Raw genomic sequence first — 12,825 nt, 5'->3', positions numbered from 1 at the left:
TGGCGCTGGGCATCCTGGCGGCGGCCATCGTCACCGGCCAGCTGAGCGGCCGGCGGCTGGCCCGCCGCGCCGCCCGCAGGCGCGCCGCCGCGGCGAACGCGGCGGCGCCGACCACCCGGGTCCCCGTCGCGCAGGGCGCCGGCCCGTCGGCCGCGGCGACCACCCAGATCCCCAGCGGCGGACCCGGCGCGGACCACGAACCGCCGACCACCGAGATACCCCCGCTGGCGGGCGGGCCCCGCATCTTCCGCGGCGACGACACCGGAACGCGGCAGATCGCCGCGCAGAAGCCGCAGATCTACCGCCCGCCGCAGGGTTAGCGCTCACCGAAGCGGGGCGAAGGCGAATTCGCGCAGCCCGTCCCCCGGCGCGACGGCCGCGCGGAAACCCAGCACCTCGGCGGCCCGGGACGGGTCGGCGACGATGTGGCGCACGTCGCCGCTGCGATACTGCCCGGTGATTACCGGGGACAGCGAGCCGCCGCGCGCGTCGCACAGCGCGCCGGCCACCTGAAGAATCGAAATGGGTTGTCCCGAGCACACATTGACCGCGGTGAAACCGTCGCGTGGCTGGGTGGCCGCCACGTTGGCGGCGGCCACGTCGTCGACGTGGACGAAGTCGCGCATCTGCCCGCCGTCCTCGAAAACCCTTGGCGGATCACCCTTTTCCAGCGCCGAGCGGAAGATCGCCGCCACCCCGGAGTAGGGGGTGTCGCGCGGCATGCCGGGGCCGTAGACGTTGTGGTAGCGCAGCGCCACCACCGAGCCGCCCGTGGCCTCGGCCCAGGCCAGGGCGTAATGCTCCTGGGCGGTCTTGCTGGCGGCGTACAGGCTGCGCGGCCGCAGGCAGGCATCCTCGTCGACCAGGCGCCAGCGCAGTTCCTCGCCGCCGAGCGGGCAGCGGTGCTCGAATGCCCCGGCGTCCAGGTCGGCCCGTCGCCGCGGCAGCGGATCCACGGGCCCGTGCCGCTCGCAGTCATAGCTGCCCTGCCCGTACACCACCATCGACGAGGCCAGCACCAGGCGGCGGACCCCGGCGGCGAACATCTGCGCCAACAGCACCGAGGTGGCCAGGTCGTTGTGCCCGCCGTAGGCGGGGGCGTCGGCGGCGTCCACGCCCGCGCCCACCATCGCCGCCTGGTGACACACCACGTCCACGCCCGCCAGCAGGGGGGCCAGCGCGTCGGCGTCGCGCATGTCGACGCGCTGACATCCGGGCGGCAGCACCGCATTCGGGCCGTGCGCGGCGGGCAGCAACGCGTCCAGGGCGACGACATCGTGTCCCGCCGCCCGCAGGGCGGCGTCGACCCGCGCACCGATGAAGCCGGCCGCCCCGGTCAGCAGCACCCTCACGGCAGCTCGATGGGCAGGGTGACGCCGGCGTGCGGCAGGCAGTGCGTGCAGCTGCGGTCGGCGGCGATGCGGGCGATGGCCCGGCGCACCAGCGTCTTGAACAGTTCGACGTTCTTCTCGAACTGGGCGAACACGTCGACCGCCTTCACACCCTCGCCGGCGCTCACGCCGGCATCCAGGTCGGTCACCAAAGCGATTGCCGCATAGCACATTTCGAGCTCACGGGCCAGCACCGCCTCCGGGTAGCCGGTCATGTTGACCAGCGAGAAACCGGCCGAGGCGAACCAGCGGCTTTCGGCGCGGGTGGAAAAGCGCGGACCCTGGATCACCACCATGGTGCCGCCATCAACGACGCGCGGCACGTCGGGCAGGCCGGTCACCGCGTCGCGCAGCGCCGGGCAGTACGGGTCGGCGAAGTCGACGTGGATGCCGCCGGAGTCGAAATAGGTGTCGGCGCGGCCCCGGGTGCGGTCGACGAGTTGGTCGGGCACCACGACGGTGCCGGGGCCGAGTTCGGGTTTGAGGCTGCCGACCGCGCACGGCGCGAGCACCCGCCGCACGCCGAGCTTGCGCAGCGCCCACATGTTGGCGCGATACGGCACGGTGTGCGCGGAGAACTCGTGCTTGGCGCCGTGGCGGGGCAAGAAGGCCACCTCGTGGTCACCCACGGCGCCGACGGTGACCGGCGCGCTCGGCGAACCGTAGGGAGTGTCGACGGTGACGTCGCGGGCGTCGGATCCGAAGAAGGTGTAGAAGCCGCTGCCACCGATGACTCCGAGCATCCGACCATTGTGGTGCATGACGCCTCGGGCGATCGCCGGTGCGGCCCGCCGACCGCGGGCCCGCGTCCTGGCAGGATGTTCGTGTGGCCAATTTTGGGCAGTGGATTTCGGGCGCGCGGCCGCGGACGCTGCCCAACGCGGTGGCACCGGTGGTCGCGGGCACCGGGGCGGCGGGATGGCTGGGATCGGCGGTGTGGTGGAAGGCGCTGCTGGCGCTGGCCGTCGCGCTCGCGCTGACCATCGGCGTCAACTACGCCAACGACTACTCGGACGGCATCCGCGGCACCGACGACGACCGGGCCGGCCCGGTGCGCCTGGTCGGCTCGCGGCTGGCGGCGCCGCGCGCGGTGCTGTCCGCCGCGGTCGCCAGCCTGACCGTCGGCGCGCTGGCCGGGCTCGCGCTCGCGCTGTACAGCGCGCCGTGGCTGATCGCGGTCGGCGCGGCCTGCATCGCCGGGGCGTGGTTGTACACCGGCGGGTCGAAACCCTACGGCTACGCCGGTCTCGGCGAGGTCGCCGTGTTCCTGTTCTTCGGGCTCGTCGCCGTGCTGGGCACCCAGTTCACCCAGGCGCTGCGGGTGGACTGGGTGGGCCTGGTGCTGGCGGTGTCGGTCGGGGCGTTGTCCTCGTCGGTGCTGGTGGCCAACAACCTGCGGGACATCCCGACCGATGCCCGCGCGGGCAAGGTCACCTTGGCGGTGCGGCTGGGCGATGCGCGCACCCGGATCCTGTACCAGGCGCTGCTGGGGACCGCGGGGGTGTTGACCCTGGTGCTCATGCTGGCGACACCGTGGTGCGCCGTCGGATTGGTGGCCACCCCGCTGGCGCTGCGCGCGGCGGCCCCGGTGCGCTCGGGCCGCGGCGGCCCCGAGCTGATCCCGGTGCTGCGCGACACCGGGCTGGCGATGGTGGTGTGGGCGGTCGCGGTCGCGACGGCGCTGACGGTGACTACCTAACGACTACGTAAGGGCGACCCACAGTGCATGCAAAGACCTCCGAGCGCGGCGCTTCTGGGGTACCTTTGCGTCTGCTCGGCGACAGCGGAGGACCGCAATGAACAGGATTGCCGCGACCAGCGGGCCCACGAACATCGGCTTGCTCAGTGTGGGGTCATACCGCCCCGAGCGGGTGGTCACCAACGACGAGCTGTGCGAGAACATCGACTCCTCCGACGAGTGGATCTTCACCCGAACCGGAATCAAGACCCGCCGCTTCGCCCGGCGCGACGAGTCCGTCACGTCCATGGCGACCGCCGCCGGACAGGAAGCCATCGCCAAGGCGTCCCTCGAGCCGGTCGACATCGATTGCGTCATCGTCGCCACCAGCACCCATTTCACCCAGACCCCCGCGTGCGCGCCGGCGGTCGCGACCGCGCTGGGTGCGGGCGGCGTGCCGGCGTTCGACGTCTCGGCGGGGTGCGCGGGCTTCGGCTACGCGCTCGGGGTGGCCGCCGACATGGTGCGCGGCGGGACGGCCGCCAAGGTGCTGGTGCTCGGCTCGGAGAAGCTGTCCCCGACGGTGGACATGACGGACCGCAGCAACTGCTTCATCTTCGCCGACGGCGCGGCCGGAGTGGTGGTGGGCGAGACGCCCGACCAGGGCATCGGGCCCACCATCTGGGGCAGCGACGGTGCGCAGGCCACCGCCATCCGCCAGGACATCGAATGGATCGACTTCCTGGACAACCGCACCGGCGAGCGCCCGTACCTGCGGCTGGAAGGCAGCGCGGTGTTCCGGTGGGCGGCGTTCGAGATGGGCAAGGTCGGTCGCCAGGCCATGGACGCGGCGGGGGTGCGGCCCGACGAGATCGACGTCTTCCTGCCGCATCAGGCCAACAGCCGGATCAACGAGGTGCTGGCCAAGAGCCTGGAGCTGCGCCCGGATGCGGTGGTGGCCAACGACATCGAGCACACCGGAAACACCTCGGCGGCGTCCATTCCGCTGGCGATGGCCGAACTGCTGAGCACCGGGGCGGCCAAGGCCGGCGATCTGGCCCTGCTGCTCGGCTACGGCGCCGGCCTGAGCTACGCCGCGCAGGTGGTGCGGCTGCCGAACGGCTAGCCGCGCCCTGATTCTTGGTCGCCGGCCCCGTCGCCGGCGCCCCCGAGCGGGGCGTCCCCGTGCAGCCGGGCCTGCAGCAGGTCTCGCTCGCGGCGGCGTCGTTCCCCGGCGATCGCGAGCGCGGCGGTGGCGCGCCGGCGCAGCGGGGCGAACACCCAGATGCCCAACGGCATCGCGATGATCAGGGCGAACAGCACGGCCACCACGATCGGGAACTGGCTGATGCCCGCCACGCGGGCCACCCCATAGATGACGCCGGCGAGCGCGGCCGCCAGCAGCACCCGCGCCGCCATGTACGCCAACACGGGTCCGGCAACGCCGTTTCCGGCGGGCGGCGCCGCGCCCTCGTTCGCGGCGGGGTCCGGCGCGGTCCCGGTGCTGTCGTCGCTAGCTTCTTGTGACACAAGCCGAGCCTACGGCGCGGGTATATTCGCCCGAAGGAGGTGTTGAGTGCTCTACCTGCTGCTCGTCGTGATTTTGGGGACGCTGATCTACGTCGGCTGGCGTGCGGCGCGATCGCAGGCCCACCGGCCGAAGACGCGCGTCATCGGGCCCGACGACGATCCGGATTTCCTGCGGCGGTTGGGTCACGGCGACAATCCGCGCTGAACCCGGTTAACCCAGCACTCCCGGGTTGTGCTGGTCGCCGGGGAACCCGTCGGCGACGATGGCCGCCAACTCGGTGAGCGCCTCGCGCGTCCCGCGCCGGAGCCGGTCCAGTTCGATCTCGGCCCCCTCTTCGAGGTGCGGGTCGAACGGCACCAGCTGAACCGCGCGGCAGCGCCGGGAGAAGTGGTCGATCACCTTGTTCATGTCGACCTTGCCCGGGCGCGGCTTCACCCCGTTGATGACGGCGATGGAATTGCGGACCAGGTTCTCGTGGCCGTGGGCGTCCAGCCAGTCCAGCGTCGCCGACGCGCTGCGGGCGCCGTCGATGGACGCCGAGCTGACCACGATGAGCGCGTCCGCCTTCTGCAGCACCGAGCTCATCACCGAGTGCAGCAGCCCGGGTCCGCAGTCGGTCAGCACCAGGCCGTAGAACCGTTCCAGGATGTCCAGGATCCGCTCGTAGTCCTGCGCGCTGAACGCCTCCGAGACGGCGGGGTCGGTCTCGGACGCCAGCACCTCCAGGCCGCTCGGCCCCTTGGAGGTGTAGCGGCGCACGTCGCTGTAGCGCTCGATGGTTCCGGCGTCGTGCAGCAGCTGGCGCACTGTCGCGGCCGTCTCCAGCGGGATCTTCTGGCTCAGCGTCCCGCGGTCGGGGTTGGCGTCCACCGCCACCACCCGGTCGCCCCGGATGGAGGCGAAGGTGGCGCCCAGCGTCGCGGCGATCGTGGTCTTGCCGACGCCGCCCTTCAGCGACAGGAAGGCCACCCGGTAGGAGCCCCGCAGGGGCCGGTTCACCTGCGCGACCAGGTTGTTGTACCGGGTGGCCCGGGGGCTCTCACCCAGGTTGATTAGCCCCCCGGACAGCTTGAACAGCAGCAGCCGCCACCCGTCGGACGGCGGCGGGGCGACCGGGCGCAGCAGCATGCCGGTGGACAGTTCCGGGTACGGCGTGTGCGGCAGGTGCTCCGGGCGCTGCGGCGCCCCCTGAATCTGGGTGGGCGGCGCGTCCGGGCCGGTGTAGTAGGCGCCGTACGCCGTGGGGTCGACGCGCGGGATGCCGGTCACCGGCGTGGAGTCCCAGGGCGGCATCCCGCCCGGCCGGGGCGCCGTGGGCGGCGCGGCGGGCTGACGTTCGGGGCCGGGGACGCGGCGTTCGGTGCGGAATCCGGCGAAGGCGCGGGTGGGGGCGTCACCGCCGGACTCGGCCTGCGGTTGGGCGGTCTCCTGCTGGCCTGCCGTCGACGGTGCCTGTGGGGGTAGCTGCGTGGTCGGTTGTTCGGGCGACCCCACGCCCGTCGTTGGATGCTCGGTCACTGCACTCCCCCTTGTTGTGCGTTTTTCCCGTTTTTTCCTATTCGGGCCGGTTCTACACCGTCACCCGACACCCGCATAAGAATGCAGGCCGACAGTGACCAGGTTAACGAAGAACAGATTGAAGACCATGGCCACGAACCCCGCCACATTGATCCAGGCGGCTTTCCTGTCCCGCCATCCCGCGGTCGACCTGGCGTGCAGGTAGGCGGCGTAAATCACCCAGGCGACGAAGGACACCGTCTCCTTGGGATCCCAGCCCCAATATCGGCCCCAGGCTTCTTCGGCCCAGATGGCCCCGAAGATGACGCCGAAGCCGAACACCGGAAAAGCGAAAATCGTCGTCCGATAGGCGATGCGGTCCAGCGTCTGGGCGTCCGGGAACCGCTGCACCAGCCGGCTCAGCGCGCTGTGCGTGGCGCGTTCGGGGTCCGCCACCGGCGACGTGCGCAGCAGGAACAGGATGCTGGCGATGCCGGCGACCAGGAATACCCCCGACCCCAGGCTGACCACCGACACGTGGATGGGCAGCCAGTAGGACTGCAGCGCGGGCATCACCGGCGCGGCGTTGGTGTAGAGCCAGCGACCCGACACCGTCAGCAGGATCAGCACCGGCAGCAGCAGGAAGACCCACAGCGGGCGGTATTGCGGGCGGCGCAGCACGACCGCCCCGGCGATCAACCCGCACAGGCAGGTCAGGTTGATGAACTCGTACATGTTGCCCCACGGCACCCGCAGGGTGGCCAGGCCACGCAGCACCAGGCAGGCCAGCAGCAGCCCGATGCCCAGGTAGACCACGGCCAGCCCGGCCCGACCGACGCGCTCGTCGATCGGGCGCTGGATCGCCTCTTCGACCACCCCGGGGGCGGCGGAGTCGGCGCTGACGGCGCCGGCCGGCACCCGGGCGCGCTGATCGGCGCGGCGCCCGCCGGCTCGGGCCCCGACATAGGCCAGCTCGAAGGCCAGCAACAGCAGGGCGATCACCAAAGCCACCACCGCGGACGTGAACGCCCAGTCGGAGTAGCGCGCCAGCTCGATGTTGACGTGCACCGTATTCATTTGACGTCCACCTCAGAACTCCTTTTGGACGCTGCGGGTGTCGCGTCGCCGCCGGACGCGGTGGGCGTCGCGGCGCTTGCGGCGTCGGGGGCTTCCGGCCCGGTGCGGGGGTACCACCCGCTTGCGGGGAATAGCCGATCGGACAGTCGCTCGAACTCGTCGCCCCAACCGGAGTTGTCGGTGCGCGCCAGGCCACCCAGTTCGACGTTCACCGTACCGGGCGACCCGCCGGCGTCGGGCGTCAGACGGACCCACACCCGGCGGCGGCGCACCAGCAGCGACACCACCAGCCCGCCCATCATCGTGATGGCGAAGACGAGCACCCAGGTCTGGCCCGGGTCGTGCGAGACCTGCAGATTGACGAACGGCACGGCGCCGTCGAAGCGGATCACCGTGCCCGCCGCCGGCCCCTGATCGATCCGCACCGACTGTCCCGCACGCAGATTGACCCGCTTCTCCTTGGTCAACCGGTGCTGCTCGATCAGGCGGGGGTCCAGGGTGAACAGCGACTGGGGCCGCCCGGTGTCCAGCCCGGTATCGCCGCGGTAGATGTCGACGGCCACCGCCGGGGCGTCCAGGGCCGGGAAGCGCGACGACAGCAGCGTGCCGTCCAGCTGCTCGGTCGGCGCCAGCAGACCCTGGATGGCGATCTCGTGGTTGCGGCGTTCGGCGGCGTTGGGATAGCTGCCGGCGGGCGGGTCGATGCGCACCACGCCCGACGAGAGCAGGGTCTGCGGGTTGTCAGGCCGCCACTGCACGGTCGCCGAGCGGATCTGCCCGTCCGGGAAGGTGACGCTGAAGGTGGGCGCGTAGCCGTGCCCCTGCAGGTACACCCGGTCTCCGCCGAGCCGCAGCGGGTGGTTGACCTCCAGCTGGTAAGGGCGCCAGCGGTTGGTGCTCAGGTCGTCGCCGGACTGGTAGTCGATGTGCGCGGCGAACGAGGTGGCCTGCCCCGAGGGCAGGTAGTGCGCCGTGAAGTCGTCGACCCGGATGCACAGCGGGTGCAGCGAGGTGCCGTCGACGGTGTTGCCGGCCCGGAACGAGTCGAACGCGGCCGGCGAGGCCGAGCAGAAGCCGGGTCCGCCGTCGGCGATGACGATGACGTTGCCCTCGTAGCCGAACAGCTTGCCGACGGCCACCGCGACCAGCAGCCCCAGCAACGAGAAGTGGAAGACGATGTTGCCGAACTCGCGCAGGTAGCCCCTTTCGGCGGACACTTCCACTGTTTCTAAGACGGCGTCCGGGGCGGCCGCGTCGCCGGCCTCGCGGTGCCGGATGGCGGTGCGCCAGCCGCGCAGCCGCCCGGCCAGGGTGTTGGCCAGGGCGTTCAGCTCGTCGGCGCCGGCCTGGATCTGCCGGTGCGAGTACTTGGGCAGCCGGGACAGGTTGCGCGGGGCGGCCACCGGGGTGGACCGCAGGCTGCGGACGTGCTCGATCATCCGCGGGGTGAGGCAGCCGACCAGGGACACGAACAGCAGCACGTAGATGGCGGTGAACCAGAAGCTGGAGAAGACGTTGAAGGCCTGCAACCGATCCAGCCACGGGCCGATCACCGGGTGCGCCTTGAGGTAGTCGTCGACCTTGCCGGCGTTGAGGTTGCGCTGGGGCAGAAGTGCCCCCGGGATCGCGCCGAGGGCGAGCAGGAACAACAGCACCAGCGCGGTGCCCATCGAGGTCAGCGCGCGCCAGGTGTTACGGCCCCAGGCCAGGAGGCGTCTCAAATCGGCAACCTGACGTCGGAGACGAACGCGTCGCGCAGCCAGGAGACGAAGTCGTTCCACACCCCGGTCACCAGCAGCGCGCCGACGGCGATCAGCAGGACACCGCCCAAGATCTGGATGGCCCGGGTGTGCCGGCGCAGCCAGCTCAGCCCGCCGACCGCGCCCGCCGAGCCGAATGCCAGCAGCACGAACGGGATGCCCAGCCCCAGGCAGTAGGCGATCACCAACACGATTCCGCGCGCCACGCTGGCGCCGTCGGTGGCCGAGGCCACGGTGATCACGCCGGCCAGCGTCGGGCCGAGGCAGGGCGTCCAGCCCAACGCGAACACCGCGCCCAGCAGCGGCGCGCCGGCAACCGTCGTCAGCTGCCGCGGGCTGAACCGGGCCTGGCGTTGCAAGGCCGGGATGAGGCCCACGAACACCAAGCCCATGACGATGGTCAGCACTCCCCCGGCCCGCTGCAGCACCAGTTGGTTGGTGATCAGCGTGGTCGTCATGCCGAGGACGGCGACGGTGCCGAGCACGAACACCGTGGTGAACCCGGCGACGAACAACGCCGCGGACCCCGCGACCCGCCAGCGGGCGCCCGGCGGCGCTTTGACGGCTCCTGCGGGCGGCTGTTCGTCGACGCCGACGACCGCGGCCAGGTAGGACAGATAGCCCGGCACCAGCGGCACCACGCACGGCGAGGCGAAGGACACCAGCCCGGCCAGCAGGCACACACCGAGGGCCACCAGAAGCGGTCCGGCGGCGGCGATCTGGGTGAGTCCGGTCATCGCTGCGCCGGCCCCGCCTTGGCCGGGGTGGGCGCATCCTCGCCGGCCAGCCGCTGCACCACCGGCCGCAGGTCGGTCGCCAGCAGTTCGCGCAGGAAGACCGCCGCGACGCGGTGCTGGCGGTCCAGCACCAGCGTGGACGGGATCACGGTGGTGGGGTATCTGCCGCCGAACGCGATCAGGGTGCGCATCGCCGGGTCATAGATGGACGGGAACGTCACCTGCCGGTCGTTGACGAAGTCCAGCGCGGCCTGCCGGTTGTTGTCCCGGACGTCGATGCCGAGAAAAGACACCCCGGCGCCGCGGGTGGCGTCATACACCTGCTGCAGCTGGGTGACCTCGGCGCGGCACGGCCCGCACCACTGCCCCCAGATGTTGATCACCACGACCCGGCCCGCGAAGATCGGGTCGTCCAGCGACAGCGTGTGCGCGGGATCGGCCAGATCGGGCCCGGACAGCGGTCCGGGGCGCCCGCGGCGCGACGGCGGGTCGTAGTAGATGTCGGTCTTGCCGCCGGGCGAGACGAATTCGAAGGTGCCGCCCTGCGCGACGGCGTCGTGCCCCGAGGAGCAGCCGCCGAGCAGGCCGGGGACCAGCGCCACCAGCACGGCCCCGGCCATCGCCCGTCGTATCCAGCTGATCAAGACGCCGCCGGTTCGCTGTACTCGAGGTCGACCAGCCGGTCGCCGTCGTAGACCAGGGTGGTCACCGACGCGAGCCCGCACTGCCGCCGCCGCGGGTCGTGCCACAGCCGCTGGCCGGTCACGTGCAGGCGCAGCGTCCACACCGGGAGTTGGTGACTGACGCACACCACCTCGTGGCCGGCCCCGCGGGCGCGGGCCTTGTCCACCGCCGTCTCCATCCGGGCCGCGATCTCGGCGTACGGCTCACCCCAGGACGGGCGGAACGGGTTGCGCAGCTGCCACCACACCCGCGGGTCGCGCCAGGCGCCGTCGCCGGGGCTGACGCGGCGGCCTTCAAAGAAGTTCGCCGATTCGATCAAATCCGGGTCGGTGTCCACGGCCAGCCCGTGCTTGGCGGCGATGGGCGCGGCGGTCTCCTGGGCCCGTTGCAGCGGCGAGGCGATCACCGCGACGACGTCGCGGTGCGCCAGCGCATCGGCCACCGCGGCCGCCTGCGCGCGGCCGTTGTCGGAGAGGCGGAATCCGGGTAGGCGGCCATAGAGGATGCCGCTCGGGTTGTACACCTCACCGTGCCGCACGACGTGCACCCGGGTCTGCTCGGCCATCAGGACTTGCCCTCCTCGGCTTGCGCGGCGGCCCTGGCCGCGGCGGGCAGGGCGTGCGCGATGCGGTCGAACGCGGCGTCGTCCAGCGCGGTCGAGACGAACCAGGCCTCGAAGGCGCTGCACGGCGGGTATACGCCCGCGTCGAGCAGCGCGTGGAAGAACGGCGGATAGCGCCACGTCTGGGTGGCCCGCGCGGACGCGAAGTCCGTCACCGGCGTCTCGGAGAAGAACACGCTGAGCATGTTGCCGGCACGCGGAATCTGGTGTGCCACACCAGCATTCGTGAGCGCATCGGAGAACAGCCCGGCCAGGCGGTCGGCGTTGGCATCCAGCGTCGCGTAGGCGGCGGCGTCGGCGTTGCGCAGGGTGGCCAGCCCGGCGGCCATCGCCACCGGGTTACCCGAGAGCGTGCCGGCCTGATAGACCGGGCCCAGCGGGGCGAGGCGCTCCATCACCTCGGCGCGCCCGCCGAACGCGGCGGCCGGCAGCCCGCCGCTCATCACCTTGCCGAAGGTGAACAGGTCGGCGTCGACGGGATCGATTCCATACCAACCACTTCGGCTGACCCGGAAGCCGGTCATCACCTCATCGACGATCAGCAGCGCGCCGTGCTCGGCGGTGATCGCGCGCAGCGCCGCGTTGTAGCCGGGCGCGGGCGGGACCACGCCCATGTTGCCGGGGCTGGCCTCGGTGATCACCGCCGCGATCTGGTCGCCGAAGCGGGCGAAGGTCTGCCGCACGGCGTCGATGTCGTTGTAGGGCAACACGATCGTGTCGGCCGCCGTCGCACCGGTGACTCCGGGCGAGGACGGCAGGCCCAGCGTCGCCACCCCGGAGCCCGCGTCGGCCAGCAACGCGTCGACGTGGCCGTGGTAGCAGCCGGAGAACTTGACCACCTTGGCCCGGCCGGTGAAGCCGCGGGCCAACCGCACCGCGCTCATGGTGGCCTCGGTGCCGGAGTTGACCAGCCGGATCCGTTCGACCGGTGCCACCCGCGCGATCATCTCGGCGGCCAGCTCACTCTCGGCCGGGGTGGGCGCCCCGAACGACAGGCCCGACGCGGCCGCCTTGGCCACGGCCTCGACGACGGCCGGGTGGGCGTGTCCCAGGATCATCGGCCCCCACGAGCAGACCAGGTCCACGTAACGGTTGCCGTCGGCGTCGGTCAGCAGGCAGCCGCGCGCCTCGGTGATGAACGGCGGCGTCCCGCCTACGGCGGTGAACGCGCGGACCGGCGAGTTCACCCCACCGGGAATGACGGCGCAGGCATCCTCGAACAACCGTTCCGACGCCGCCGTAGCCCGGCGGGCCCCGGTGGCGTGCGCGGTCGCCTGGTCACTGCTTCCCATGACGACCAGTGTCCCAGCCCGCGCGCGACAATCCACTACAGGGTGTAGCAGAACGTGCTATGGGAGGACGGCGCGGTCCCCGGTGGCCGGGTTAATCGGCGTCCTGCTCGCCGGCTTCCTGCGCCGCGATGAAGTTGCGGCGCGCGGCCTCGTGTTCTTTTTCCGCCGCACGCCGGTGCGCCTCGACATCGCCGAGCCGCTCGGCGACCGCGCGCTCTTCGACTTCGGCGGCGCGCTCGTGCGCGACACCGGCCTGGTAGTGACGCTGCACACCGCGCCGGTGTGCCGTCTGGTCGCGCTCGTGGGAGCGCTGCGCGTGCTCGGCGGCTCGCCGCACGTCGTCCTCGGTGATGGCCTTGCCCGCGGACAACTCCTCCCCCCTGCGCAGCAGCTCCTCGGCGCGCCGGGCGGCCTCGTTACCCGCTGCCTCTCCCATCAGACGACAGTAAACCCACTCCGTCGACGGGTGGGTTGTCCTGGCCCGGCGCCCCGAGTTGGATAGCGGTATGCGACTGCCGCGGGCTGCTTGACGACCAGGTGATGCGGATCACGGCGA

The 12,825-nt window shown here is 71.8% G+C and carries 14 protein-coding genes and 1 pseudogene; 4 read left to right on the top strand and 11 right to left on the bottom strand.

Annotation, left to right across the window (positions count from 1 at the left end; all coding sequences use genetic code 11):
• Nucleotides 1-320: pseudogene (locus A5624_RS23315) on the top strand (hypothetical protein); the annotation flags it as partial.
• A 3-nt stretch (nt 321-323) separates the two neighbouring features.
• Here the strand turns inward: A5624_RS23315 and A5624_RS23310 are convergent.
• Nucleotides 324-1,352 carry an NAD-dependent epimerase/dehydratase family protein gene (locus tag A5624_RS23310; protein ID WP_066871721.1) on the bottom strand — a complete coding sequence of 343 codons (1,029 nt, stop codon included), beginning with the start codon at nt 1,350-1,352 and terminating at the stop codon, nt 324-326.
• The gene (locus tag A5624_RS23305; protein ID WP_231997692.1) at nt 1,349-2,134 is read right to left on the bottom strand and encodes an S-methyl-5'-thioadenosine phosphorylase; all 786 of its coding nucleotides are present in this window, start codon (nt 2,132-2,134) and stop codon (nt 1,349-1,351) included. The genes A5624_RS23310 and A5624_RS23305 overlap by 4 nt, the downstream gene beginning before the upstream one ends.
• Nucleotides 2,135-2,217: 83 nt before the next feature.
• On the opposite strand from A5624_RS23305, the gene A5624_RS23300 reads away from it, so the two are divergent.
• Nucleotides 2,218-3,090: a 1,4-dihydroxy-2-naphthoate polyprenyltransferase gene (locus A5624_RS23300; protein WP_066871724.1), complete on the top strand. Its 873-nt coding sequence runs from the start codon at nt 2,218-2,220 to the stop codon at nt 3,088-3,090.
• Between the two features lie 97 nt (nt 3,091-3,187).
• Entirely contained in the window at nt 3,188-4,195 is a 1,008-nt protein-coding gene (locus tag A5624_RS23295; protein ID WP_066871715.1) for a beta-ketoacyl-ACP synthase III, read from the top strand.
• Here A5624_RS23295 and A5624_RS23290 read toward each other — a convergent pair.
• Nucleotides 4,192-4,599, bottom strand: a complete 408-nt coding sequence (locus A5624_RS23290) for a DUF4229 domain-containing protein (RefSeq protein WP_066871712.1) — start codon at nt 4,597-4,599, stop codon at nt 4,192-4,194. The genes A5624_RS23295 and A5624_RS23290 overlap by 4 nt on opposite strands.
• Nucleotides 4,600-4,645: 46 nt before the next feature.
• On the opposite strand from A5624_RS23290, the gene A5624_RS28310 reads away from it, so the two are divergent.
• Nucleotides 4,646-4,804 (top strand): hypothetical protein, encoded by a 159-nt coding sequence (locus A5624_RS28310; protein ID WP_112709269.1) that lies wholly within the window; start codon nt 4,646-4,648, stop codon nt 4,802-4,804.
• Between the two features lie 6 nt (nt 4,805-4,810).
• On the opposite strand, the gene A5624_RS23285 is transcribed toward A5624_RS28310, so the two are convergent.
• The 8 genes from A5624_RS23285 to A5624_RS23250 form a co-directional block, all read right to left on the bottom strand.
• Entirely contained in the window at nt 4,811-6,118 is a 1,308-nt protein-coding gene (locus tag A5624_RS23285; RefSeq protein WP_066871709.1) for a MinD/ParA family protein, read from the bottom strand.
• Between the two features lie 60 nt (nt 6,119-6,178).
• Nucleotides 6,179-7,174 (bottom strand): c-type cytochrome biogenesis protein CcsB, encoded by a 996-nt coding sequence (gene ccsB, locus A5624_RS23280; protein ID WP_066871707.1) that lies wholly within the window; start codon nt 7,172-7,174, stop codon nt 6,179-6,181.
• Entirely contained in the window at nt 7,171-8,844 is a 1,674-nt protein-coding gene (locus A5624_RS23275) for a cytochrome c biogenesis protein ResB (protein WP_066871706.1), read from the bottom strand. Before A5624_RS23275 ends, ccsB begins: the two co-directional genes overlap by 4 nt.
• Before the next feature lie 47 nt (nt 8,845-8,891).
• Entirely contained in the window at nt 8,892-9,671 is a 780-nt protein-coding gene (locus A5624_RS23270) for a cytochrome c biogenesis CcdA family protein (RefSeq protein WP_066871704.1), read from the bottom strand.
• Nucleotides 9,668-10,291 (bottom strand): TlpA disulfide reductase family protein, encoded by a 624-nt coding sequence (locus tag A5624_RS23265; protein WP_066871701.1) that lies wholly within the window; start codon nt 10,289-10,291, stop codon nt 9,668-9,670. The genes A5624_RS23270 and A5624_RS23265 overlap by 4 nt, the downstream gene beginning before the upstream one ends.
• Before the next feature lie 20 nt (nt 10,292-10,311).
• Entirely contained in the window at nt 10,312-10,920 is a 609-nt protein-coding gene (locus A5624_RS23260) for a histidine phosphatase family protein (RefSeq protein WP_066871698.1), read from the bottom strand.
• Nucleotides 10,920-12,269 carry a glutamate-1-semialdehyde 2,1-aminomutase gene (hemL, locus tag A5624_RS23255; RefSeq protein ID WP_066871695.1) on the bottom strand — a complete coding sequence of 450 codons (1,350 nt, stop codon included), beginning with the start codon at nt 12,267-12,269 and terminating at the stop codon, nt 10,920-10,922. Before hemL ends, A5624_RS23260 begins: the two co-directional genes overlap by 1 nt.
• Before the next feature lie 91 nt (nt 12,270-12,360).
• Nucleotides 12,361-12,705 (bottom strand): hypothetical protein, encoded by a 345-nt coding sequence (locus tag A5624_RS23250; protein WP_066871692.1) that lies wholly within the window; start codon nt 12,703-12,705, stop codon nt 12,361-12,363.
• Between the last annotated feature and the right edge of the window lie 120 nt (nt 12,706-12,825).

This window comes from Mycobacterium sp. 1482292.6 (genome assembly GCF_001672995.1).
In the GTDB taxonomy this organism is placed as follows: Bacteria; Actinomycetota; Actinomycetes; order Mycobacteriales; family Mycobacteriaceae; genus Mycobacterium; species Mycobacterium europaeum_A.
The sequence above is the reverse complement of the archived record's forward strand: the minus strand, read 5'-3'. Positions and strand labels throughout refer to the sequence as shown.